At 41.6% G+C, this 25,489-nt stretch carries 19 protein-coding genes and 1 pseudogene; 12 read left to right on the forward strand and 8 right to left on the reverse strand.

All coding sequences use genetic code 11. The features are described 5' to 3' along the window. Positions 1-465: 465 nt before the first annotated feature. From BSR11_RS12920 to BSR11_RS12930, 3 genes and pseudogenes are all read left to right on the forward strand, one after another. Positions 466-2,133: pseudogene (locus BSR11_RS12920) on the forward strand (S8 family serine peptidase); the annotation flags it as partial. A 236-nt stretch (positions 2,134-2,369) separates the two neighbouring features. Further along, complete coding sequence (locus BSR11_RS12925) at positions 2,370-2,678, forward strand: hypothetical protein (protein ID WP_072670758.1); 309 nt, start codon at positions 2,370-2,372, stop codon at positions 2,676-2,678. Positions 2,679-2,973: 295 nt separating this feature from the next. Then, positions 2,974-3,909: a LysR family transcriptional regulator gene (locus tag BSR11_RS12930; protein WP_072670759.1), complete on the forward strand. Its 936-nt coding sequence runs from the start codon at positions 2,974-2,976 to the stop codon at positions 3,907-3,909. Positions 3,910-3,959: 50 nt separating this feature from the next. Here the strand turns inward: BSR11_RS12930 and BSR11_RS12935 are convergent, their stop codons facing one another. Together BSR11_RS12935 and BSR11_RS12940 are read right to left on the reverse strand one after the other, a co-directional pair. Beyond that, positions 3,960-4,331 (reverse strand): cytochrome b562, encoded by a 372-nt coding sequence (locus BSR11_RS12935; RefSeq protein WP_072670760.1) that lies wholly within the window; start codon positions 4,329-4,331, stop codon positions 3,960-3,962. Between the two features lie 119 nt (positions 4,332-4,450). Beyond that, positions 4,451-5,200 (reverse strand): phosphatase, encoded by a 750-nt coding sequence (locus BSR11_RS12940; RefSeq protein ID WP_072670761.1) that lies wholly within the window; start codon positions 5,198-5,200, stop codon positions 4,451-4,453. Positions 5,201-5,409: 209 nt separating this feature from the next. On the opposite strand from BSR11_RS12940, the gene BSR11_RS12945 reads away from it, so the two are divergent. From BSR11_RS12945 to BSR11_RS17325, 5 genes are all read left to right on the forward strand, one after another. Next, positions 5,410-8,289 (forward strand): HD domain-containing phosphohydrolase, encoded by a 2,880-nt coding sequence (locus BSR11_RS12945; RefSeq protein WP_072670762.1) that lies wholly within the window; start codon positions 5,410-5,412, stop codon positions 8,287-8,289. A gap of 234 nt (positions 8,290-8,523) precedes the next feature. After that, positions 8,524-10,026 carry a glucose-6-phosphate dehydrogenase gene (zwf, locus tag BSR11_RS12950; protein WP_072670763.1) on the forward strand — a complete coding sequence of 501 codons (1,503 nt, stop codon included), beginning with the start codon at positions 8,524-8,526 and terminating at the stop codon, positions 10,024-10,026. Then, positions 10,023-10,739 (forward strand): 6-phosphogluconolactonase, encoded by a 717-nt coding sequence (pgl, locus tag BSR11_RS12955; RefSeq protein WP_072670764.1) that lies wholly within the window; start codon positions 10,023-10,025, stop codon positions 10,737-10,739. Before zwf ends, pgl begins: the two co-directional genes overlap by 4 nt. A gap of 14 nt (positions 10,740-10,753) precedes the next feature. After that, a complete protein-coding gene (gene gnd, locus BSR11_RS12960; protein WP_072670765.1) occupies positions 10,754-12,202 on the forward strand; it encodes a decarboxylating NADP(+)-dependent phosphogluconate dehydrogenase in 1,449 nt (482 codons plus the stop codon). A 140-nt stretch (positions 12,203-12,342) separates the two neighbouring features. Continuing rightward, positions 12,343-12,483 (forward strand): hypothetical protein, encoded by a 141-nt coding sequence (locus tag BSR11_RS17325; RefSeq protein ID WP_167363661.1) that lies wholly within the window; start codon positions 12,343-12,345, stop codon positions 12,481-12,483. Positions 12,484-12,545: 62 nt separating this feature from the next. Here BSR11_RS17325 and BSR11_RS12965 read toward each other — a convergent pair whose 3' ends face one another. Beyond that, positions 12,546-13,448: a LysR family transcriptional regulator gene (locus tag BSR11_RS12965; RefSeq protein ID WP_072670766.1), complete on the reverse strand. Its 903-nt coding sequence runs from the start codon at positions 13,446-13,448 to the stop codon at positions 12,546-12,548. 125 nt (positions 13,449-13,573) lie between these two features. On the opposite strand from BSR11_RS12965, the gene BSR11_RS12970 reads away from it, so the two are divergent. Then, complete coding sequence (locus tag BSR11_RS12970) at positions 13,574-14,437, forward strand: MBL fold metallo-hydrolase (RefSeq protein WP_072670767.1); 864 nt, start codon at positions 13,574-13,576, stop codon at positions 14,435-14,437. After that, positions 14,431-15,066 carry a DsbA family protein gene (locus BSR11_RS12975; protein ID WP_072670768.1) on the forward strand — a complete coding sequence of 212 codons (636 nt, stop codon included), beginning with the start codon at positions 14,431-14,433 and terminating at the stop codon, positions 15,064-15,066. Before BSR11_RS12970 ends, BSR11_RS12975 begins: the two co-directional genes overlap by 7 nt. Before the next feature lie 93 nt (positions 15,067-15,159). Here the strand turns inward: BSR11_RS12975 and katG are convergent, their stop codons facing one another. Continuing rightward, on the reverse strand, positions 15,160-17,334 hold the full coding sequence (katG, locus tag BSR11_RS12980) for a catalase/peroxidase HPI (RefSeq protein ID WP_072670769.1): 2,175 nt from the start codon (positions 17,332-17,334) through the stop codon (positions 15,160-15,162). Between the two features lie 646 nt (positions 17,335-17,980). On the opposite strand from katG, the gene BSR11_RS12985 reads away from it, so the two are divergent. Next, on the forward strand, positions 17,981-18,442 hold the full coding sequence (locus BSR11_RS12985; RefSeq protein WP_072670770.1) for a Dps family protein: 462 nt from the start codon (positions 17,981-17,983) through the stop codon (positions 18,440-18,442). A 297-nt stretch (positions 18,443-18,739) separates the two neighbouring features. Next, positions 18,740-20,092 (forward strand): NADP-specific glutamate dehydrogenase, encoded by a 1,353-nt coding sequence (gene gdhA, locus BSR11_RS12990; RefSeq protein WP_072670771.1) that lies wholly within the window; start codon positions 18,740-18,742, stop codon positions 20,090-20,092. A 50-nt stretch (positions 20,093-20,142) separates the two neighbouring features. Here gdhA and BSR11_RS12995 read toward each other — a convergent pair whose 3' ends face one another. From BSR11_RS12995 to BSR11_RS13010, 4 genes are all read right to left on the reverse strand, one after another. Continuing rightward, complete coding sequence (locus tag BSR11_RS12995; protein ID WP_072670772.1) at positions 20,143-20,979, reverse strand: EAL domain-containing protein; 837 nt, start codon at positions 20,977-20,979, stop codon at positions 20,143-20,145. Between the two features lie 155 nt (positions 20,980-21,134). Further along, positions 21,135-21,587, reverse strand: coding sequence for an Hpt domain-containing protein (locus BSR11_RS13000; protein ID WP_139299844.1), 453 nt, complete (start codon positions 21,585-21,587; stop codon positions 21,135-21,137). Between the two features lie 15 nt (positions 21,588-21,602). After that, positions 21,603-24,707: an ATP-binding protein gene (locus tag BSR11_RS13005; protein ID WP_072670774.1), complete on the reverse strand. Its 3,105-nt coding sequence runs from the start codon at positions 24,705-24,707 to the stop codon at positions 21,603-21,605. Next, complete coding sequence (locus BSR11_RS13010) at positions 24,704-25,327, reverse strand: response regulator transcription factor (protein WP_072670775.1); 624 nt, start codon at positions 25,325-25,327, stop codon at positions 24,704-24,706. The genes BSR11_RS13005 and BSR11_RS13010 overlap by 4 nt, the downstream gene beginning before the upstream one ends. Positions 25,328-25,489 lie beyond the last annotated feature (162 nt).

A 25,489-nucleotide genomic window follows, 5' to 3' on the forward strand; every position in this document is an offset into this window, starting at 1 on the left:
GATAAAAATTGTGGCACTAAGGTCAAATTCACGATTCTCCTATCGTCATTTATTTTCATACCGATACCATTCTGACAAAAAACCAAATAACCACATAAATATCAGTGGGTTAATAAGATTCCATTAACTTATTTCGTTTATTTTGTGATCTTATTTCAATAAAAATGCTAATTATAATTATTTTCTTTTCTGTTTAATTATTTTGCGCTATACGTGATCAAGTCATTAGTCTTGATTATGAAATCTCGCGCAGTGACACGATTGAAATATGAAATGTTAGCGGTTGATTATACGATCTGGCCAACCGACTTGACGTTGCTGACAACTGGCAAATCCATGATTCTCCATGAGTATCAGTAACAACACGATTGGAGTGAGCGAACCAAATAGTGTAGTAGCTGCAAGTCAACTGGGTAATATAGGATGATCAACCTGCAAAAATATCGCTCAAAAAGGACAGGGCAAATGATAAAAAAAAACCAATTAAAACGTTACGTTAAACTAGGTACAATAGCGATTGTCGCCGGTAGTGCGACTTCCGCGATGGCTCACCCAACGTTGGCATTTGATGAAGCGAGTATTCCTACTCGTTATATTGTCAAATTTAAACAAGATGAACAGCCATTCTCGATGGCTAATAACCCATTCTGGGGCCCACGAATTGGTCAGCAAGCTCTATTATCACAGATACAAGCCAGTGATATTGAACCTATTGGTCATGATGCTTTATACAGCGCGAAACTTGCAGAAGAGCGCGTTGAAGCCCTCCGTTCACGTCCCGATATCGAGTATGTAGAAATCGACCCACCGCGCTTTTTAATGAGTGAAACCACACCTTGGGGTTACTTTGCCGTGAAAGCCGATCAATTAGAAGATAGCCAAGCTGGCAATCAAACCATTTGTATTATTGATTCTGGTTACGACCTCGCCCATAACGATTTGAGCGGTAACCGAGTCACTGGAACGAACGATCGAGGAACAGGACAATGGTACATTCCAGGTAGCAACAATGCCCATGGTACCCATGTCGCAGGCACGATTGCCGCCATCGCCAACAACGAAGGTGTAAAAGGCTTACTACCAAATCAAAATGTTAACCTACATATTGTCAAAGTATTCAATGAGTCAGGTTGGGGATATTCATCGACGCTAGTGCGAGCGATTCAAACTTGTGCGGATAATGGGGCAAATATTGTCAATATGAGCTTAGGGGGCAGTCAATCAAGCCGCACCGAACAAAATGCGATGGACGCATTGTATGAGCGAGGAGTATTAATGATTGCTGCTGCGGGTAACTCCGGTAATACCGCGCACAGTTATCCTGCCTCTTATGATTCAGTGATGTCTGTCGCTGCCGTTGACAGCAATTACGATCATGCTTCGTTCTCTCAAGCGACTAACCAAGTAGAAATCGCGGCGCCAGGAGTTGCCGTCCTCTCAACAGTCAGCGTAGGTGAAGGCGTTTTATCGACAATAATCACTGAAGATCGTGATTATTTTCGCCGTGGTGTCGTGCCACATAATCGCTTAAATAATAATGGCTTTGGTTTTGAATCGGCACCGATTGCGGGACAATATACCGCACCTTTAGCGCTGTGTGATACGAGTTCTGGTCGCTATCAATGTGGCGATATGCGTGGCAAAATTTGTCTCACTGAACGAATCGCTAATGAAACGCCATCCGTTAGTCCGGAAATTAATGCCGTTGCAGCCTGTAACAATGCTGGCGCTTTAGCGGCGATTGTTTACAGTAATCAGCAACGTCCAGGCCTCCAAAATCCCTTTGTTCTCGATCAATTTAACACTTACCCACTATTGTCTGTCAGTGTCAATCGTAACGTAGGGCAAGAATTGGCGGCTTTAGTCGGTCAAGACATTACCGTATCGACTCGTACCGGTGAAGATTATCAGTACTATAATGGGACTTCGATGGCAACACCGCATGTGTCAGGCGTTGCAGGCTTAGTGTGGAGTTATCATCCACAGTGCTCGGCAAAACAAATCCGCCAAGCATTAACCCAAACGGCGCTGGATTTGGATGTCCCTGGCCGAGATAATCGTACTGGTTATGGGTTAGTGAATGCTCTGGCCGCAAAAAATTATTTAGATGCAGGGTGTAATGGCCCACGAGGTTAACGTCTTTAACCAGACCTAAAACGTCAGGTCAATAGAATGGCACGATCCCCTAGATTTGCTATCAACGTTTTCTTGGGGATCGTTATTTTCACAGCGTGTAAGCAATGCTGAAGCAGCGCCAGAACCAGACCACTACAAACGATAGGCTGGCGAATTGGGACGAAAAAATGATAAGCCAAAACCCCTGCTGCTTTGAATCGGCAGAAGATACCAATTAAGGAAGAGAGGTCATTATGCTAACATCCTTACTACTGATGATAACCAGTTTATCTTCACTGCCTACTGCTACTGATCCCTCTTATATTGCTGAGGATAAGACCATCGAACAAAACCAGTCAACGGCACGTTTTTATGTCAAATACCATGCTGACAAAAAAATCGTGGTGCTCGAACTACTGAAAAGCTTGGAACTCACCTTAATTGATAGCTTCGATGACCAACAGGTACTCGTCGTCGAAGGGGAATCATCGATTGTTGAGTTACTCAACGATAGTCCATCGATTGAATACACGGAGCCAGTTCCTATCCGCTCTCTTTTCTAAGCATTAAGAGTCGATTGACTAAGAACCACTACATCGCCTTTTATATAAATAATGACCATTCAATCAATGAGCATTATCTGAAACTGCATTTCCTCCACAAAATCTCTGGCACAAATCACAAAAGTAGATATTAATAATGATACATAGAGACGATTTGGTCATTAATCTGCCAAAATGATGCGCTTTTTCAAAATAACCGCACAGCTCCCTGTAAAGTAAGCTAAACCAATCTTCCTGATCCGACGGGGAGTTGGGGTTAATATTATTAACACTTAATTAGATAAGCACAGGCATCATGCTTAACACCAAACTTATCAGTCTACTTCCTGATCTTGCGACGTTTATACTTGTCGTCAATGAAGGCAGTTTTACTGCCGCCGCCCATAAGCTTGGGGTAACTCCGTCAGCGCTCAGTAAACTGATCACTCGCTTAGAGCTGGCTCTCAATGTCAAACTGTTTGAACGTACCACGAGAAAGTTAGTGATCACTCAAGCAGGACAACGGGTTTACGACCAATGCTTGGTGATGATCAACGCTGCACAACAAGCGGTTGACTTATCTGACGCCGATCACAGTGAGCCATCTGGTTCACTGACGGTTGCCGCCCCTGAAGCTTTTTTGCATTCGGTGCTACAGCCTTTTGTACTGCCTTTTCTTAAGCAATATCCTTATATCCAATTAAAATTACGCGCTGCAGACGGGGAAATTGACTTATTTCGTCATAATATTGATGTCGCGTTTAAGCTGACCGATAAGCCCGATGAAAATTTAGTGATGCGTGAACTGTGCAAAACAAATTTGGTGTTATGCGCTAGCCCAGATTATTTACAGCAGCGCGGAGTACCAACTCATCCTACTGAACTCATCGAGCACGACTGTCTCTATTTAGCCGAAACCGAACGCGATCATATTTGGGACTTTCTTAAAGAGGATGAGTTTCATACCGTTGCCGTCACTGGTCGCTACGCGGTGAATCAATCCCAGATCCGCTTAAATGCGGTAAAAAGTGGTTTGGGTATAGGTATCTTCCACGATTTTGTGGTTCAAGATGCCATCGCTGAGGGAAAGGTTATCCAACTGCTGAAAAACTGGACAATAAAAAGTAACTACCACGGGGCGATTGCCATGCAATATGCTCAAACCAAATACATGCCTGCACGATTAAGAGTCTTCATCGATTTTGTCTTAACCCATTTAAAACCCAAATTAACCCCGCCGACGCTCGAATAAATTAAGCCCAAGCAACAAGCTTGGGCTTAATGATAACAAAAGGTAAATGGTTAGCGTCTTCGATGGTATTCCATACGCAGTTGATCAACCTCTCTCAAGGTGAGCTTAGCCTGCTCTAATTGACCACTATCAAGCTCATCACTCAACTGATCCAAAACCGTTAGTAGCTTAGCAAAGCCCTCTTGATAAACATCATGCCGACGAGGAGGATATTGACCTTGCTGAGCTTTACTCACTAACTCAGTTAACTTAGTCACTGGTACTTGCATCTCTTGTACCGTTTGCGCGCTCGCCGCCTGAGAAAATTCAGCTCTCATTTGACGCATCACCTGTCGTAAATCAACATCGGTAGCCCATACTGAGCTACTCAACAGTAATCCTACGATTAACAACACATGAGATTTGATGATACTTTTTTTCATTGACTTGCTTCCTTGTTATTGTCGTATTTATTATTGGCTATCCAATACTTTGACTAACCTGTTATCGTTAATGAATAAAAAGTAAGGGGTACAGCATCACTCACTGATATTTAAAACCATTAACAATAATAATCCTGATACTCACCAATTCTGTTACGCCCTCTTAATGCTAAAAAATCCAAAAATTGCACTGGTGTGTGAGTAATCACTTTAGCGCTATCTATAGCTAAACTGTCTAGTAACTCACTGGCTAACGCTAGATTACCGACATCATGGCAAAAATGGGCGTCACTGCCTGTGGTCAACCAAGCGCCGTGTTTTTTGGCTTGTTCAGCGATTTGATAACAACGTTCCACACTGCCCACTCGACTGTGACCTTTTAGGGTACTGTTATTGATCTCTATCGCCACATGATACTCAGCAGCACAAGCCGCCACCTCAGCGAAATCAAAATCAAAATTTGGATTACCCAAATGCCCCAAGGCATCGACGCGCCGACTTTTTATGGTATTGATTAACGTTTTAGTATGGGTTGCCTTATCACTAGGTCTAAATACGGGCTCATGAAAGCTGGCGATCACCCAATCGAGATGTTGATCGACGGAAGGATGCAGATCAACCTCTCCTTGAAGATTAAGAATATTGGCTTCAACACCACGCAATATCGCCACATCATGTAAAAAACGCGGCAAAATACGTTGGTTAGCAAAAAACCAGTAGTGAGGAGCACCCGGCATTGACTGAGCATGATCTGTGGTACAGAACATCTGTAGTCCCTTTTCCTGCGCCGCTTGAGCATTTTCAATCAAAGTACTATAAGCATGACCACTGGCGTAGGTATGTGTATGAGTATCAACCGCAAGTTTCATAACCGACTCCCTTTATTTAGCGAGCTTACAGTTTACCAGTCCTCCCCTCGGCTTACCAATCACGCGCTCTACAAGTTCGCTACGAATCTATTGATCTATCCAATTCCTATTCAATAAAGTCAGGTTAGACTCACACAATCGATTTACTACCTTGGCAACTTAATAGACGTGGACAATACTTAATCCATTGCATAACTTAGGATACCGTCATGGTGAAGCGCTACTTCTCTCTTCGAATACAAATCAGTACACTGTTTATGGTGTTGGTTAGTCTGATTGGTATCACTTTGATTTCTATAAGTTATTATCATTCACGTCAACTCATGGATACGATCTCAGATAATCTCATCCATGAAAATAGTCAAAAAGTTGAAGTCGCCTTTCAGCAAAGTGTGACGCCGATTTTAACCACTCTGGACTTTATGGCATTAAGTCATTTTATTGAAATGGATCAGCCACCAACAGACAGCTCTCACTTTTTAGCTTCGCTACGTTTAGTCTTTGAGCGCAATGAAAACCTCGTTGCGCTCTATTTTGGTAATCACAAAGGCGACTTCACTATGATTCGCCCACTCTTCAACTCACAAGCTCGATTACGTTTCCAAGCACCTGATCAGGCTACGCTATTCGTAAACCATACAAAAACGGATGGTCGAGATATTGTTATTTTCTTCGATGAGAATTTTCTCACCGTTGGTCGTCAAGAACATGATAACAATACCTTTGACCCTCGTGAGCGCCCTTGGTATCAAAATGCTCGCGAAGATGGGCAAATTCGTTTAACTGAACCGTATTTTTTCCACTTTCTACAAACTTTTGGGGTAACACTTTCGCGTCGCTCAATGGATAACAATAGCGTGGTCGGCGCAGACTTCACCCTAGATACCTTATCCCAACAATTAGCAACCATTGCTTACTCGGCTAACACTCAATTAGCCCTATTCGACCAACAGTTTCGTCTTCTAGCCGAACATAATAGTCCGCTATCATTAACTGATGATGCGTCAGTCACTCATCAAAAGTTATCAACCAGTGTCTTTGCTAGTGTGGCGCAGCGTGGTGCGCAACAAACAATATTTAATGACGTTGCTTTTCATCGACAAACCTGGTCAGTGACCTTAACTCCTATTGCTTTAAGTCCACACGTCCAATTATTATTGGCCCAAGCAACCCCACAAGAGGAACTACTGGCAGCGTTACTAAACATGCGCAATAAACAAATCTGGGCTGCTTTTATGATGCTCGGGGTAGGTTTTATTATCGTCTGGTTTGTTGCCCAGCGTCTTGCCCATCCCCTCAGCAACCTAGTTGTTCAAACCGATAATATCTCTCGCTTTGATTTCCAAAAAACTCGCTATCCAAAAAGCATCATTAAAGAAGTGGCGGATTTGACCAAATCTATCCAATTAATGGAGCACACGTTACACGATTTACTGCGCCTACTGCGAGATACCGCCTCTAATCAAGACTTTGAGGTATTTGCCAAAACCATTACTCATCAAAGCTATTTGATCACCAAAGCTGAAACGATTTTGCTCTATACCTACAGTCACGAGGAGCAACATTTCACCACAGCGGCCAACCATGCGATCATTCCGTTTAAAATTGATATTAATTCACTGGTGCAAAATACACCTTGGTTATTGGCTGAACTTCGCCAAGGACAAACAGTGCATTTGAATCGTAACGACAATGTGTTGTTCCCACTCAGAGAACAGCTCTATAACAGCGACATTTATCTCTTCCCGCTGCTCAATAAATCACGCCAATTGATTGGTGTGTTGAATTTAGGTTACGAACGCGCCATCACTAAGGCTCAAGCGGATAAACATGCGTTCCTGCGTGAAGTGCTTAGTTTTGCTGAAATTGCCAAAGATAATATTGATAAAATGCAGCAACAAAAACAGATGCTGAATGCCTTTATTACCTTGATCGCCTCAGCCATTGATACTAAATCTCCCTATACAGGTGGCCATTGTCAACGAGTGCCTGAATTAACCAAAATGCTGGCTAAAGCTGCCACTAAAGATAAACGCTATTTCCCTGATTTCACCTTATCAGCTGAGCAGTGGGAAGAATTAATGCTCGCCGCTTGGATGCACGATTGCGGTAAAGTCACCACTCCCGAATTCGTGGTAGACAAAGCCACCAAACTTGAGACCATTTATGATCGGATTCATGAAGTACGCATGCGCTTTGAACTATTGAAAACGCAAGCTGAAGCTGACTATTGGCAAGGGATCGCCACCGGAGGCAACCCTGATTTACTTCAAAAAACGCTCTCTGAACAACAGCAAGCCCTTGATGATGATTTTGCCTTTGTCGCGCAATGTAATATCGGCAGTGAATCAATGACGGATCAAGATATCGCCCGCCTTGAACAGATAGCTCAACGGCAATGGAAGCGCACTTTAGATGATCAAATCGGCATCTCTTGGTTAGAAGCACAACGCCACACCAACAAGCCCGATTTACCCGTGATGGAAAACGTTCTCGCCGATAAAGTGGTTCATCAAATAAAGTGGGATGGCGATCCGCTAGCCACAATAGAACAAGAAGGCTTTGTGCTTAAGCCCAAACCGCTGCGCTATAACCGAGGTGAGCTGTATAACCTCAGTGTGCGCCGTGGCACCTTAACCGAGGAAGAGCGCTTTATGATTAACGATCACATTGTACAGACCATTGTGATGTTAAAAAGTCTGCCTTACCCAGAACACCTCAAGCAAGTGCCTGACATTGCAGGTGGTCACCATGAACGTATGGACGGTAAAGGCTACCCACGAGGATTAAACGAACAGCAACTGTCGATTCCTGCGCGGATCATGGCGATTGCTGATGTGTTTGAAGCGCTGACCTCTAGTGATCGCCCTTATAAAAAAGGCAAAAGTTTGGAAGAAGCCATGCAAATCATGACAACCATGGCCACCAGTGGGCATATTGATCCGAAACTTTATCTACTCTTTTTAGAACAACACGTGTATCTCGATTATGCACGACAGTTTCTAACCAACATAGAATTAGCTAGCTTTGACCCCTCATCCTACATCACGACCGTAAAAACCTATTTACGTGATAGCGTTAATATTTAATCGATTGCGCTATCAATAGTTGATGTGTGTCAAATTGTCGTAGACAATACCCTCCTTGCTTAATCACGCTAACCAGTGTGATTAAGCCATACCAGGCAACTTGGACGTATCGCCTCAAGTGGTTAGGTATATCGGTTTTGACGATATCAACAATAGTCAAAACCTACTTTTTATTTTGGTATTGCGCTGCTAGGGTTGGCGCATGCTAAGTACCTCGTTTTTAAGGGAAAGATGATGGTAATACCTGAAAACAGTTGCATCGTAATTTTTGGTGCATCGGGCGACCTAACCTATCGAAAGTTAGTGCCTGCTCTGTATCATTTATATGCAAGTAAGCAACTACCTGAATCCTTTACTATTTTAGGTGTCAGTCGCACAGAGTACAGTGACGATTCTTATCGTGAAAAATTAAAACGCTCACTGCGTGAATTAGAGCAAACCGAGCCAGCTATTCTTGATGCCTTTTGTGAACATCTTCACTATCAAGCACTTGATACGTCCGACGTGGATGATTATGCCAAACTATCGACTCGTTTGACTCAGCTCGCCGAGCAGTATCAACAAGATCAACGTAATACCTTATTCTATCTCGCCACTCCACCGAGTTTATATGGCGTCATTCCTGCCTGTCTCGCGGCTCATGGCTTAAATGACGAACAAGACGGCTGGAAGCGCTTGATCATCGAAAAACCCTTTGGTTACGATTTACAATCAGCCCAAGCGCTCGATATTGAAATTCATCGTCACTTTGCCGAACACCAGATTTATCGTATTGATCATTATTTGGGTAAAGAGACCGTACAAAACCTCCTAGTATTCCGTTTTGCCAATGGCATGTTTGAACCCTTGTGGAACCGTAATTTTATTGATTATGTCGAAATCACTGGCGCGGAATTTTTAGGGGTTGAAGAGCGTGGCGGCTATTATGATGGCTCTGGCGCTGTGCGGGATATGTTCCAAAACCACTTACTGCAAGTGTTGGCGATGGTCAGTATGGAACCACCAGCGGAAATCAATGCCAACTCTATCCGTAATGAAGTGAACAAGGTTTTACAAAGCTTACAACCTCTTTCAGAGGCTGATTTACGTAATAACCTCGTGCTGGGTCAATATACAGAATCAGAGATTCGTGGACAATTCTTACCGAGTTACCGAGATGAGCCGGGCGTGGCCGATGATTCGCGCACCGAAACTTATGTCGCGCTGAAAATGTTCATCAATAACTGGCGTTGGAATGGGGTTCCGTTTTATGTACGCTCTGGTAAACGCCTGCCAACCCGCGTCACCGAAGTGGTTATTCACTTTAAACGCACGCCCCACCCAGTGTTTGGCCAAAATGCCCCTGATAATAAGCTGATCATCCGCATTCAACCGGACGAAGGCATTCAAATGAGCTTCGGTTTAAAAGAACCGGGCGCTGGTTTTAAAGCCAAAGAAGTGTCGATGAACTTTCATTACACCTCACTAGCTGAGACCAAAATGCTCAGTGCTTATGAACGCCTTTTACTGGATGCGCTCAATGGTGATGCCACCTTATTTGCTCGCACCGATGCAGTGGAAGCGTGCTGGAAGTTTGTGCAACCAATCCTCGATTTCAAACAAGATCCACAAGCATTGTTTGGTTATGCCTGCGGCACATGGGGGCCGATAGAAGCCGATCAACTACTGGAGCGCGATGGTCGCGCATGGCGTTTCCCTTGTAAGAATCTCACTGACACGGATTACTGCGAACTATGATCAATCATAAAATTTTTCAAACACCACAACAGGTGGTAGATACGCTAGCGGATGAAATGCTGCGCTATAGCCAGCAAAACCAACCGATACATATCTCCCTTTCTGGCGGTAGCACGCCAAAAATGCTCTTTCAGCGACTCGCAAGTGCGCCCTACGCGGATGCGATTGTTTGGCAAAACCTGCATTTTTGGTGGGGTGACGAGCGCTGCGTTGCGGCAGATGACCCAGAAAGCAACTACGGCGAAGCCAATGCACTACTCTTTAGCCAAGTGGCGATCCCTGCACAAAATATTCATCGTATCCGTGGTGAAGCGGATCCACACACCGAAGCTGAGCGCTTTGCCGCTGAAATGCTGCAATACATGACTGCCGAGAACGGTACTCCCGTCTTCGATTGGATATTACTTGGCGTCGGTGCAGACGGCCATACGGCGTCACTGTTCCCTGATGTAACCGATTATCATGATCCACATTTATCCGTGGTGGCAACTCATCCTCAATCAGGTCAGTTGCGAGTATCAAAAACCGCCAAAGTTTTACAAGCGGCGAAACGGATCAGCTATCTTGTGCTTGGCGCAGGCAAAGCAGACATCGTCCATGAAATTCACACCACTCCTGCCGAGGATTTACCCTATCCAGCAGCAAAAATTCAGTCGACAACGGGTGAAACCGAGTGGTTTTTAGATTTAGACGCAGCGAAAAAGATTGCGTAAAAGGAGAGAAATAAATGAAAGGTGATATTGGTGTAATCGGCCTAGCAGTGATGGGCCAAAACCTCATTCTTAATATGAACGATCACGGCTTTAACGTGGTGGCTTATAACCGTACTACCGCGAAAGTGGATGAATTCTTACAAGGCCCAGCCAAAGGCACCAAGATTGTCGGTGCTTACTCACTACAAGACTTGGTCGATAAACTCGCCACACCGCGCAAAGTCATGCTGATGGTCCGCGCCGGAGAGGTGGTGGATGCCTTTATTGATCAATTAGTGCCTTTACTTGATAAAGGTGACATCATTATCGATGGTGGTAATACCAACTTCCCAGACACCAACCGCCGTGTGGCCGCGCTACGGGAAAAAGGCATTCACTTCATTGGTACTGGCGTATCAGGTGGTGAAGAAGGCGCGCGCTTTGGTCCATCCATTATGCCCGGTGGCGCACCAGAAGCTTGGGAAGCGGTGAAACCTATTTTCCAAGGTATTTCAGCCAAAACCGAAGCTGGTGAACCTTGTTGTGATTGGGTAGGTAACGATGGTGCTGGCCACTTTGTGAAAATGGTTCATAACGGTATCGAATACGGTGATATGCAGCTCATCACCGAAGCTTATCAGTTTATGAAAGATGGCTTGGGAATGAACCACGACGAGATGCAACAGGTCTTCGCCGAGTGGAACAAAACTGAACTTGATAGCTACTTGGTGGAAATTACCGCCGATATCCTTGGCTACAAAGATCAAGATGGTCAACCATTAGTAGAAAAAATCCTTGATACTGCGGGTCAAAAAGGCACGGGTAAATGGACAGGGATTAATGCCTTAGACATGGGGATTCCACTCACGCTCATCACTGAGTCCGTATTCTCTCGCTGCTTATCCGCACTTAAAGATCAACGTGTCGCAGCGGAACAACTGTTTGCAAAAACCATCACTCCAGTGGAAGGTGATAAGCAAGAATGGGTTAATGCACTTCGTCAAGCCTTGTTGGCATCGAAGATCATCTCTTATGCACAAGGCTTTATGTTGATGCGTGAAGCTTCTAACGAAAATGGATGGGATCTTAACTACGGCAACGTCGCGTTAATGTGGCGCGGTGGCTGTATTATTCGTTCGGCTTTCCTAGGTAATATTCGTGATGCGTTTGAAGCTAACCCAGACATTGCTTTCTTAGGCTCTGATGCTTACTTCAAAGGTATTTTGGATAACTGCCTGGGCGCATGGCGTAAAGTCGCGGCGAAATCAATGGAAGTAGGCATCCCGATGCCGTGCATGACCTCAGCACTCACTTTCCTCGATGGCTACACGACCGCTCGTTTACCGGCGAACTTGCTGCAAGCCCAGCGTGATTACTTTGGCGCACATACCTATGAGCGTATCGATCGCCCGCGTGGTGAGTTTTTCCACACTAACTGGACTGGGACTGGTGGTGACACCGCTTCTACGACTTACGATGTCTAAATCATAGGATAGAGAAAAGGTTGACTATTGATATATTCATCCTTAGTATCTACGCCTAAAAAATAAGCATCAAGGAGGATGTTAACTCAGTTAACGTCCTCTATTTTTTTAGACTCCAACACCAACATTGAGATCCAAAAATGACCATTAACAAGTTCTATGTATTTGTCCCACAGGCAGTAGAAGAAGACACATATACGGAAAGTGAAGTGCAATCAGCAATGGAAGCTCAACGTCAAGCATTGGTACAACAAGCGCAACAACAAGGCGCACTGGCTTAATTAATAAGCAGAGCTGGCTCATTGCTCGCTCTGCTTACCTCTTTTCCTACTCTACTCTTCAGTTATAAAACAATATCCTGCCAGTCATGGCTAGCGAAGTAATCCGCTAAATGATCAATCAACGCCCTGACCGCCGGTGATAAATGTCGCCTTGACGGATACAAAGCATAAATCGACATGCTTTTTGGCTGCCAGTCGGCTAAAACCGATACCACCTCACCTTTTGCTAACGCACCACTGGTTAAATACGTTGGCTGCAACGCGATACCCATGCCATGTACTGCAGCATGAAGCAAAGTGGTCGCCTCATTAGCGGTCAAACGGCAGCTCACTTCCACCGATTGCAATGTCTCACCTTGTGTGAGATGCCAAATATGTCGCTCGAAATTTTTATATCCTAAACAAGCGTGTTGAGCGAGATCGCTCGGCTGGCTGATCGCCGGATGCGCAGCTAAATAACTGGGCGCAGCCACTAATATCGACTCACATTTTGCTATCGGGCGACCAATTAGCGAGGGATCCGGATCGGCGGCAATCCGAATTGCCAAGTCAATCCGCTCAGCAATCAGATCCGCCGTCTTATCTTGCACATCAATATCGATTTCAACTTGTGGATACTTGGCGAGAAACGGCTTTACCGCTGGGATAAGCTGGGCAAAACCAAACGACATGCTGGTCGCAATACGAATTTTTCCCGCTAACGACTGGCTATCCATCAATTGATGTTCTAACTGCTGAGCTTGCTCAACCCAGAGTTTAATCGCCTCTAAACACTGCTCTCCAGCAGTGGTTAACGACACCTTACGTGTGGTTCGATTCAGTAATCGCGTTTGTAACCAGCTTTCCATGGTTTCAATATGCCGTGTCACCATCGGGCGCGAAATATCCAGTCGATCGGCTGTGGCCGTGAAGCTTTGTGTAATCGCAACGTCGAGAAATACCTGAGCAGCGGTCAGTTTATCCATCGTATTAGTTCGAATTAAGAAATAATGATGTCAATTATTAGCTATATATCCGAACAAGTCTAATTCGTATGATAGCTCCCGAACCGATAACCGACTTTCGATACTCTATTTTAGGATAAATCATCATGAAAAAACTGACTCTACTGACCGCAACCACACTGATCACCAGCACTGCATTTGCGGCGCAGCAACCTTTAACACTGGACGTATACAACGCCGATGGCAATAGCTTTCATGTAAACTCAACCTTAGTTTACGGCGCAACAGAAGCCATGGTGATTGATACTGGCTTTACCAAAGCCGATGCCTTACGCATTGCCGCTAAAGTCATCGATTCAGGTAAAAACCTAACCACGATTTTTATTAGCCAAGCAGATCCTGATTACTATTTTGGCGCGGAAGTATTGCATGAGCTATTCCCTGATGCGAAAGTCCTCACCACTCCGGGAGTTCGCGCGACGATTGAAGAGAAGCTCGATGGCAAATTAGCGTTCTGGGCTCCGAAAATGGGGACTAACGCGCCAGTGAAACCAGTATTGCCGACCGCTTATCATGGTAAAACACTGACCATTGATGGACAAACGATTGAGATCCACGATGCTGAAGGTGAGCTAGCCCATCGCCCTTACTTATGGATCCCAGCCAACAAAGCCATTTTGGGCAATGTGGCGGTCTACGGTAACGTTCACCTATGGATGGCCGATGCGCAAAGCGATGCGAGCCGTCAAGCGTGGGCACAGCAGCTTGAGCGCATGCAAGCCTTAAAACCAGAAGTGGTGATCCCTGGTCACATGATTGCCGGTACTCAATTAGATGCCTCAGCGATTAGCTTTGCTCAGCGCTATTTAGCGGATTTTGCCCAAGCAAAACAAACCAGTAAAGATAGTCAACAATTAATCAAACGTATGCTTAAGCTTTACCCTGAAGCCGGTTTACCAATGGCATTAGAGATTGGCGCAAAAGTACATATGGGTAAAATGCAATGGTAAAGGTACACTACTTTTTTGACCCAATGTGTGGCTGGTGTTTCGGTGCTAGCCCACTACTAGACACACTGGCTGAAATGCCGACTATCACACTCAAGTTACATCCGGGTGGGATGCTGCCACGCTCCGAATTGGCCGCCGAGTTTCGAGCCCATATATTAGAGGCAGACCAACAGATTAGCCTAGTGACTGGACAAGTTTTTGGTGAAGCGTACCGCTCACGAATTGCCAGTCAACAACCGCTCATCGTTGACTCTTACCTTACCGCTCAGGCCATCATTGCCGCAGAGGCATTACAAGGCCTAGGATTTGCGATGTTGAAAAAAATTCAGCAAGCCCATTATCAGCTAGGATTAACCGTTGCCGAGCCAGAAGTATTGACTCAGTTAGCAAGCCAATTAGGTATTGAGCACGATAAATGGCACAACGCTATGCAACAAGCCAAATCTGATTTACCGGCCACGATTGCCAATAGCAAACAACTGATGGCTCAGTATCAATTACGGGGATTCCCATCGATGATGATTGAATTGGCAAATGGACAGTGGCGCTCCGTACAGCCGAGTGCCTACTATGGTAAACCTGAAGCGTGGCAAGCTTTTTGGCAGTCAATGGTAGCCGCCTCATCCTAGCCAGATTCTCTTAACATCTAGCCATAGTGCTACTAAAAAAATAGCCCCCAGATTTGGGGGCTATTGACGTTTACAGATTAAATCAATTAATGATCATAACAGGTCAAAACGATCGGCATTCATTACTTTGCTCCAGGCAGCAACGAAGTCATGCACAAATTTTTGCTGGTTATCTTGTTGCGCATAAATCTCAGCGTAAGCACGTAAAATCGAGTTTGAACCGAAGACTAAATCGACTCGTGTTGCCGTCCATTTCGCCTGACCCGTTTTGCGGTCACAAATCTCATACGAGTTACGCCCCGTCGGTTTCCATGTATAACGCATGTCGGTTAAATTAACGAAAAAGTCGTTACTTAATACGCCCACGTTATCGGTCAATACACCATGCTTTGTGTCGCCATAGTTAGTCCCCAGTACACGCATACCGCCGATCAGTACCGTCATTTCTGGAGCGGTTAAACGCATCAACTGTGCGCGATCCAATAACATCTCTTCAGGCTTGACCACATAATCTTTTTTCAACCAGTTGCGGAAACCATCAGCAAGCGGCTCAAGGACATCAAACGAAGCAACGTCCGTTTGCTCAAGCGTCGCATCACCACGACCAGGAGCAAACGGTACGGTGATAGCCACGCCGGCCGCTTTAGCCGCCATTTCTACCCCAAGGTTACCAGCCAACACTATGGTATCAGCGACACTGATCCCTGCTTCAGCAGCAATCTTTTCTAATACCGCTAACACTTTCGCCAAACGCTGTGGTTCGTTCCCTTGCCAATCTTTCTGTGGCGCGAGACGGATCCGCGCACCATTCGCACCACCCCGCTTATCGGATCCGCGGAAAGTACGAGCACTGTCCCAAGCGGTGGAGACCATTTCACTAATACTTAAGCCGCTGGCGGCAATTTTCGCTTTCACCGCATCAACGTCATAATCGCTACGTCCCGCTGGGATTGGATCTTGCCAAATCAACTCTTCTTTAGGGACATCAGGACCAATATAGCGAGCTTTAGGTCCCATATCACGGTGCGTCAGTTTGAACCAAGCGCGAGCAAATACCTCAGAAAAATAAGCCGGGTCTTGATAAAAACGCTCAGAAATCTTGCGATAAGCAGGGTCCATCTTCAGCGCCATATCGGCGTCAGTCATGATTGGGTTATAGCGAATACTTGGATCTTCAACATCAACTGGCTTATCTTCTTCTTTGATATTAATGGGTTCCCATTGCCAAGCGCCAGCTGGGCTCTTTTTCAATTCCCAATCATAAGTAAACAGCAAATAGAAATAGCCGTTATCCCATTGAGTTGGATGGGTTGTCCAAGCCCCTTCAATACCACTGGTCACCGTATTACGACCGATGCCACGCTTAGTATGATTCATCCAGCCTAAGCCTTGCTCATCCAGTTCAGCGCCTTCAGGCGCTGGGCCTAAATTCGCCGCATCGCCATTACCATGACATTTACCAACAGTATGACCACCAGCGGTTAACGCAACCGTCTCTTCATCATTCATTGCCATGCGTTCAAAAGTAACGCGCATATCATGAGCAGTTTTCAGTGGGTCAGGATTACCATCAACCCCTTCTGGGTTGACATAAATCAGCCCCATCATCACTGCCGCTAGTGGGTTTTCCAGATCACGCTCTCCCGAATAACGGCTGTTTTTAGCGCCACTCGGAGCTAACCACTCTTTTTCTGAACCCCAATAAATGTCTTTTTCTGGATGCCAAATATCTTCACGCCCAAAAGCAAAACCAAAGGTCTTAAGACCCATCGATTCATAGGCCATGTTACCGGCAAGGATCATCAAGTCAGCCCAGCTGATTTTATTGCCGTATTTTTGCTTGATTGGCCACAGTAAACGGCGAGCTTTATCCAAGTTGGCGTTATCTGGCCAAGAGTTGAGAGGAGCGAAACGCTGGTTACCCGTACCCGCACCGCCGCGGCCATCGGCAATACGATAAGTTCCGGCCGAGTGCCACGCCATGCGGATCATTAAACCGCCATAATGCCCCCAGTCAGCTGGCCACCAATCTTGGCTATTGGTCATTAACGCTTTCAGATCGTTTTTTAAGGCATTAACGTCGAGTTTTTTTAATTCTTCACGGTAATTAAAATCAGCCCCCATTGGGTTTGTTTTCGCATCGTGTTGATGCAAAATGTCAAGATTGAGCGCTTTAGGCCACCAATCCATATTGGTCATGTCATTGGACGTCACGCCACCATGCATAACTGGACATTTGCCACCTGACGAGGTGTTATTGTTTTCCATTATCTTCTCCTTGCGACACATTGCTTCGATGAATCATCATCTTCACGGGTAGATTTCTATCAAAAAATCTTATGCTTTCATTACGTTACTTTTTGCTCTAGTACACTTTAGAACAAACTGAATCTTCTGCCATCAATAAACTTGCGTACCTTCACGAGTTAGAGAAAATCTTCTCAACGTTCAGTGCGTTATGCATAGAATAGACAATATCGCTTATGGCGGCTAATCGCCTCGAACGATTAATCTGATAGGTAACTGTCCAAATAACTTGAAGATTCAGTAAGGTAGGTAGATAGTAGTTGGATGGCATTCGATAACATTAACCATAATCAAACTGTATTGCATCTATCACGAGTTCTCTCTCATTATGTGAAGTATGCATCAATGCTTACACCTAAACCCGTTGACGTCGCAGGCAGTGGTAAGAGCGTTTACTCCATGAACATCGATAACTATGGACATGAAATAAGCGAAGTAAACCAACGCTGCGGCCTCAACTAAGAAAGCTATATACCTAAACAACTTGGCGTTACGGGTCAATGGTAACGAATTCCCCATATTAATAGACAACAATATGGGGCGAGCTAACCTAGCTACCAGCACGTAAGTTCAAGTTGCAAAGGTATAGTCAATAAAGGAGATAAAGATGAATATTGGTATCAATGAATCTGATCGCATTAACATTGCCCAAGGACTAAAACGGTTACTCGCCGATTCGTACACCCTGTACCTACAAACCCATAATTTCCATTGGAACATTACTGGGCCACAGTTCCGTGAACTGCATTTAATGTTTGAAGAGCACTACACAGAGCTTGCGGTGGCAGTGGATGATATCGCCGAGCGTATTCGCTCTCTAGACGTGGCTGCGCCAGGAACCTATAAAGAATTTGCCGAGCTTAGCTCAATTAAAGAAGTGGTAGGATTAACTGATGGCGTAGAGATGGTTAATATCCTCACTGAGTCTCATGAGCAAGTGATCCGTACCTGCCGTGACGTACTAAAACTCGCTCAAGCGGCAGACGATGAATCTACCGCTTCACTGGTCTCTGACCGAATGCGTGTCCATGAAAAAACCGCGTGGATGTTGCGCGCTACTTACCGATAAGCCGCCGTATCGCATCAACCGTTTAATTGGTTATCCATACTAGACGGGCTAATATCAACAAAGGGATGCGACGGTTCATCCCTTTTTATTTTCCTCCTCGCAAAAAATTCCTCTTCCCTTTGTTTTTCCATAGATTTTTAACCACTTTCCGTGCATTATTTCTCATCATTGACAGTTATAAAAATAACCAAAGCTCAGCCTGTTACTGTCAATAACGAGGAGGCGGTATCGCTATCATCATTTGATGACCAACGAATACCGTCCAGTATCCAGGGATAACATCACAAGGACCACATCGTGACTTATATTCATAACACCATTGTCAAATTACAAAAAACAAGTCCTGCACAAGCTGAATTTTATCAGGCTGTAGAAGAGATCTTAGATTCTTTACAGCCCATTCTAGAAACCAACGATAAATACAAACAGCATGCGATTATTGAACGAATTGTTGAGCCTGAACGCCAAATCATGTTTCGAGTGCCTTGGGTGGACGATCAAGGGCAGGTTCAAGTCAATAAAGGCTATCGTATTGAGTTTAACTCTGCTTTAGGCCCATACAAAGGAGGGCTACGGTTCCATCCTAGCGTCAATGCCAGCATCATTAAATTCTTAGGCTTTGAGCAAATTTTTAAAAATGCATTAACGGGCTTACCGATTGGCGGTGGTAAAGGTGGAGCCAATTTCGATCCTAAAGGCAAATCCGACGGCGAAATCATGCGCTTTTGCCAATCGTTTATTAATGAGTTGTATCGTCATATCGGACCGACATGCGATGTCCCAGCTGGCGATATTGGTGTTGGCGCCCGTGAAATTGGTTATATGTTTGGTCAATACAAACGGTTAACTGGCCGTTATGATGGGGTCTTTACTGGTAAGAGCTTACTGTGGGGCGGCTCTTTGGTACGTAAGGAAGCCACCGGTTATGGCTGCGTTTATTTCGCACAAAATATGTTGGAAGATAACGGCCTCTCGCTAAGCGGGAAAACTTGCTTAGTTTCCGGCGCTGGCAACGTCGCGATTTACACCATAGAAAAACTCTACGAACTGGGCGCAAAACCGATTACCTGCTCAGACTCTAACGGGACGATTTATCATGAAACCGGGATTAATTTAGCCACGTTAAAAACATTAAAAGAAGTACGTAAAGTGCGCTTAGAAGAGTATCTCACTGAGCATCCTGACGCTTGCTATATCCCAGCCAGTGATTATCCACAAGATGGACACGCCGTCTGGCGCTTTCCAGCTCAGTTAGCCTTCCCATGCGCGACACAAAATGAACTGACGGAACAAGATGCACAGGCTCTTATCGCCAATGGTATTATCGGTGTCTCTGAAGGGGCCAACATGCCATCCACTCAAGACGCTGTAGAAGTCTTTCTTGCCGCTAAAATTTATTACGGTCCGGGGAAAGCCGCAAACGCTGGCGGCGTAGCCACCAGTCAATTAGAGATGGCGCAAAACGCGAGCATGCAAACGTGGAGTTTTTATGAAGTCGATGAAAAACTCAAAGTCATCATGAAAAACATTTACCGCAACGCTCGTGATACGGCAGCAGAATTTGGTGAACCACATAACTTAGTGCTAGGCGCTAATATCGCGGGGTTTCGTAAAGTTGCCGATGCAATGATAGAGCAAGGCGTGGTTTAAAACGTGATTTAAAATAATGCCCTTAATGCTGGGGCTCTGGCATTAAGGGATCAACCAATAAGCTCGGAACACTGACGATTTAAACCAGAAATCGCTAACTGCAGTGCTTCTTTAGGCTTTACCGGCATACTATACAAGAAACCTTGCACGAAAGTGACACCCAACTTTTTTAAAATAGTTGCCTGATATGGCGTCTCTACTCCCTCGACAACAAGATCTATATCCAAACTGTTAGTAAAACGGACCATAAACTCAATAAACATTTGGTTCTTATCATCATCTAAATTGATAAGAAATTGACGATCAAGCTTAATCTCACTGAAAGCATGAGAAATTAGTTTATCAAAATTGGATTCTTGGCTACCGAAGTCATCCATACTAACACCAAATCCATTAACTCTAAGCAATTGTAAATTATTTTTCAAAAAGTCTGGAGAATAGTCGCTACAAGGCTCTTCTGTTAGCTCAATAACTAAATAATTAGATGGTAAATTAGCATGTGAAAAAGTGTTAATTAGAAGATCAATAACCTCGGGATCGGCTAAAAGAAACTTGGAAGCATTGATAGATACTGGTTTTATTTTTTCAACTAAGTATGACTGCCTGACCAAAAAATCTATTGCATTTGATAATACAAAATTAAAAAAATCTTTTTCTAAATCATTCTTTTTTATGAATAATAGGACTTCATCAAGTGATAGTTCTAGAGATAAAGGCGAAACAACTCTTGTTAAAGCTTCAAACCCAACGATTTTATTTGTTAAAATATCTACTTTAGGTTGAAAATATGTCTCAATAATATTAGAAAAGATGACCAGTTTATCATCATAATTAAAAAACTGATTAATAATATTTTCTTTTTTAAATTTTACTTGTATAACAGGCATGAAAATTAAACTTATTATCATATAACATTAATGATATTTTACTTACTTAAAAATTTAAATGAATAAGAAAAAACCACAAACATCGTAGGAAATGACAACCAGAAACAAGGGGAATTCTTACAAAACTTAGCTTAATATTAGAAAGAGGAAGACCATTAATAAGTTTGCATTTCATTTTTTATTTGACCATTAATTATTGATGTTAGTGATATTAAATCTTTTACATGAGACTCAGCCTTTTCTAAAGATAATGAATCTTCAATATTGCTGCATTTCTCTAAAATTTGTTTACAGCCGATTATATTTGCACCGCTTTTCATCTTGTGTGCAATCGATTTGCATCTAATAAAGTTTTGTTCATTAAATGCACTTTCTAAATCTTTAATATCTTCTATATTGACAATTAAAATTTGCTCTAATATTTTTTTATTAAGCTCTAGGTTACCTGATGTTAATGCATTAACCATATCTATATCAAAAAATCTTTCTTCATTTTTTTTAAGATCATATTCAACTATTTCTTTATTAGTAAGAGCTTCATGGATAGCATTATTTAAATCATCAATCGTAATCGGCTTAAATAAACAACCATTCATACCAGCCGCCAAACAATCATCAATAATTTATCTTTGAGCATTCGCGGTATAACCTATAATATATATTGATTCGATATCATGTTCCTTTTCATAACATCTAATTTTCCTTGCTAATTCATAACCATCCATTTCAGGCATATTACAGTCTGTAATAACAAGGTCAAACTTATCTAGCATATAAATATCTAAAGCTTCTTTCCCATTAATTGACTGTACTACACTATGGTTTAAATACTTTAACTGTTCTGATATCAACAACCTATTAGGTGCATAATCATCAACTATTAAAATTTTATATCTCTTATTTTCAACTTCAATACTATTTTTTTCTAAACTAACAGCATTATCTTGCTTATAGATATTAAAATTTAATACAATACTTATTTTTGTTCCTATATTCTCTCTACTTTCAATATCAAAACTAGCAGACATCAAATCACATATAGCTTTAGATATCATAAGACCAAGACCAGTTCCTCCTTTTCCATCATGATTATTCGCTTGATTAAATGCTTGAAAAATACCAGCCATATCATGATCAGGTATACCTATACCCTGATCTGTAAGCATGATTTTTATCTTGTAAGTATCATTACTCTTTTCTATTAAATATACACTTAAATTAACACTTCCTTTTTCAGTAAACTTTATAGCATTAGCTACAATATTTACTAATACCTGCTTCATTCTTGCATCATCATATATTAAATCCTCTCTTATATTTTCGTCAAAATCGAGGTTAAACTTTATACCTTTCTGAATCGCCAGATAGGAGTATATTTTATAAACAGAGTATATTGTATTTTTAAAATTGTTTTTTTCAGGCATTAATGTTAATTTTCCTGATTCTATCTTTGATATATCAAGAATATCACCAATCAAATCTAATAAATCATTTGCTGCCTGATAAGCTATATCTATTGATTGAATATCAAACTCATTTGTTTTATATTTTTTAATTACCAACTCTAATAGTCCAAGAATAGCATTTATTGGTGTTCGAATTTCATGGCTCATTGTCGCAATAAATCTACTTTTAGCAACATTTGCTGAATCGGCTTGTTCTTTAGCGCAGGATAATTGTTCAAGAAGACTAATACGTTCACTTACATCAATCCATCCACAAATAATACCACTTACGGAATTATCATCTTTTAAACTAAAAGGCTGAATCCAATGATATACATGATATTTTTTGCCATACTTAATAATCTCTCTATCTTTAAATATAGTAATGTTATCATTTAAAGCTTTCTGATGATCTAAATGAATTTCTTGACGGAAACTATCAGAAACAAAGCTATTAGATGTATATTTCCCTAATAGAGATTTGTTACTACCATTAATAAAATCTAAATAACTTTTATTATGTAAAATATAATCTAAATCTTTATTTCTAGCATAAATAGGATGTGGGATACTATCAATAACTATTTGAATAAAATTAAGTTGCTCGATTAACTTCTGTTTAACAGATAATCTTTTCCTATAATTAGAAATGATAATAAGACTACTAAGAGCTATAACTATAATTATAATTATAGCTGAGAAAAATAGAGTATACACTGTATATTGATAATCTTTCCAATTTTGCTTAGCCGGTAATGCATTTTTTTGCCACCGATTGGCAATAATTTTAACATCATTAGCTGGTATATAGTCTATAAACTCTGAAAAAAGATTTATCATTTCATAATTATTATTAAGCATTGCAATACTTAAAGTCGCAGCAGGTATATCAGTAATTATTCTTTGTATATATAAACTATCCTGGAAAAAATGATTTATATAATAATTTGCTAACATTAATGGGGCAACTGTCACGGCATCACCATCTGAATTAACAACATCATTCAAAGCATCTATATAAGATTTTGCTGGTACCACATTTACATGATGATTAATTAACTTTATTTCATCTGTAAGTAAGTGTCCTCTTGGCATATAAACTGTAGATACATAATTTGATTTAGTATTTGACTTTGCAACAATCACATATGACGAACTTAAAAAACTTTTTGTAAAATAAAAATCTCTCGCTTCAGATGGTGTTAAAGCACTAATATCAGCCTCACCACTTTTTAATGCACGAATTTGTTCTTCAATCGAATCCTTGAAAATATATCTAAAATTAACGCCAGTATATATTTTCATGAGTTCTAATAATTCAATTAAAATTCCTTGTGGTTGGCCATTGTTTCCGATATAACTAACAGGCGCTGAATACTTAGAAAGTGCAACTTTAATTTCTTGATTATCATCAACATATTTACTGGCCATATATCGAGCATCTTCTAAAATCGCCTTGCTCGGAACAGAAACCCCACCGCCATTCCAATTCATCTTTAATAAGGTTTTTAAATTGGTATCAGTAGAAAGTAAAATTCTATTTAATATATCTAATAGAATTTTATTATTTTCATTCAGTGCAAATGCAAATCCTTTAGAATCAAATCCAAGAAGATCTTTAAATGATATATTATCGATAAACTCACTATTTATTTGATAATTGACAGAAAACAAATCAATAACCATTGCATCAATATAACCATCGATTAATGATGAAACGAGTTTTTGAGGAGTTCGATAATGTATTAGCTGCACTCCAGGATAACGATTAAATATAACTTCATCCGGTAAATACTCATAAAATATACCTATTTTATTTATTTTACTTCCTCTATCATTTGTGTTTATAAAAATAGAAGGTATATCACTCTGATATGGCACTGTTAATACTAAACCTAAAAGACTATCATAGTCATTAGATGATGTTAATAAATCAATTTCCTCATTTTTAATTGCCTCTATTGCATCTTTTCTAGAATTAAATCCAATAAGTTGTGTTTTAATACCTAGTAATAGTTCAACTAATTTTAAATAATCAGCAGTTATCCCTTCATAGTAAAAAGATGTTCCATCATTGGAAATATCATATGGTGGAAAATCTTTTTTTACAAAGCCAACTCTAACGACTCGCCCCCTTAACCAAATACTTTCTTCCTCAGAAAGGTAAATTTTAGGTAAGTTATAGTTATTATATTGCAATGTACTATACAGTTGTACACCGTAAGTTCTAGAAAATATTTGGCTTGAAATGAAAATCAAAAAAAATAGAATAATCTTATTCATAAAACACCATTTTTCCTAGCGACATCGATTAATTCTACAATATTGCTTATGTTAAGTTTTTCAAATATCCTAGTTTTATAAGTGCTAATGGTTTTGCTACTCAGTAACATTTGCTCTGCTATTTCTTTATTAGTTAATCCCGATGCTAAAAATTTAAACACCATCATTTCTCTTGCCGAGAGAATAGATAAAGAATGAGATCTTTCTTCTTTTCTTTCATAACTATTATATGAAAATGAAGTGTCTGGAAAGAACTTATAACCCGATTGAATAGATCTAATCGCAGTTAATACTTCTTCGATCCCTTCCGTCTTTGATAAATAACCAGATGCACCAACTTGCATACAAAGATGGATAAAATGTTCAGATGACTGCGAAGTTAATACCAAAAATCGTGTTTTTAAATTTAAAGCCTTACAGCGTTCGATTACTTCCATACCATCTAAAGAGGGAATATTTAAATCAATTACAACAATATCAGGAGTAAGTTTTTTGATTAACTGTAATGCATCTATACCATTTGTAGCCTCTCCAACAACCTTAAATTGATGTTGTTCTAACAAAATTTTTGTTGCTAAAAGCACAACAGGATGATCATCAACTAATAAAATATTGCTCATAAAATGTTACTCTAATGTTTAATTTATAATTGGTTAATCAAATAATCTTATAAAATATATATTAATTTGATTAAATATTTTCAAAGCCGCTAATCATAAAACAAATTAACCTATATGTCTTAGTATATACCTAGATCACACTCTTTGCAGAAAAAACCTACA

The sequence above is a fragment of the Vibrio injensis genome (assembly GCF_001895205.1).
In the GTDB taxonomy this organism is placed as follows: Bacteria; Pseudomonadota; Gammaproteobacteria; order Enterobacterales; family Vibrionaceae; genus Vibrio; species Vibrio injensis.

Coding starts and splice junctions, on each gene's coding strand:
- BSR11_RS12925 (WP_072670758.1), top strand. CDS start 2,370: ATGCTAACATCCTTACTACTGATGATAACCAGTTTATCTTCACTGCCT.
- BSR11_RS12930 (WP_072670759.1), top strand. CDS start 2,974: ATGCTTAACACCAAACTTATCAGTCTACTTCCTGATCTTGCGACGTTT.
- BSR11_RS12935 (WP_072670760.1), bottom strand. CDS start 4,331: ATGAAAAAAAGTATCATCAAATCTCATGTGTTGTTAATCGTAGGATTA.
- BSR11_RS12940 (WP_072670761.1), bottom strand. CDS start 5,200: ATGAAACTTGCGGTTGATACTCATACACATACCTACGCCAGTGGTCAT.
- BSR11_RS12945 (WP_072670762.1), top strand. CDS start 5,410: ATGGTGAAGCGCTACTTCTCTCTTCGAATACAAATCAGTACACTGTTT.
- zwf (WP_072670763.1), top strand. CDS start 8,524: ATGGTAATACCTGAAAACAGTTGCATCGTAATTTTTGGTGCATCGGGC.
- pgl (WP_072670764.1), top strand. CDS start 10,023: ATGATCAATCATAAAATTTTTCAAACACCACAACAGGTGGTAGATACG.
- gnd (WP_072670765.1), top strand. CDS start 10,754: ATGAAAGGTGATATTGGTGTAATCGGCCTAGCAGTGATGGGCCAAAAC.
- BSR11_RS17325 (WP_167363661.1), top strand. CDS start 12,343: ATGACCATTAACAAGTTCTATGTATTTGTCCCACAGGCAGTAGAAGAA.
- BSR11_RS12965 (WP_072670766.1), bottom strand. CDS start 13,448: ATGGATAAACTGACCGCTGCTCAGGTATTTCTCGACGTTGCGATTACA.
- BSR11_RS12970 (WP_072670767.1), top strand. CDS start 13,574: ATGAAAAAACTGACTCTACTGACCGCAACCACACTGATCACCAGCACT.
- BSR11_RS12975 (WP_072670768.1), top strand. CDS start 14,431: ATGGTAAAGGTACACTACTTTTTTGACCCAATGTGTGGCTGGTGTTTC.
- katG (WP_072670769.1), bottom strand. CDS start 17,334: ATGGAAAACAATAACACCTCGTCAGGTGGCAAATGTCCAGTTATGCAT.
- BSR11_RS12985 (WP_072670770.1), top strand. CDS start 17,981: ATGAATATTGGTATCAATGAATCTGATCGCATTAACATTGCCCAAGGA.
- BSR11_RS12995 (WP_072670772.1), bottom strand. CDS start 20,979: ATGCCTGTTATACAAGTAAAATTTAAAAAAGAAAATATTATTAATCAG.
- BSR11_RS13005 (WP_072670774.1), bottom strand. CDS start 24,707: ATGAATAAGATTATTCTATTTTTTTTGATTTTCATTTCAAGCCAAATA.
- BSR11_RS13010 (WP_072670775.1), bottom strand. CDS start 25,327: ATGAGCAATATTTTATTAGTTGATGATCATCCTGTTGTGCTTTTAGCA.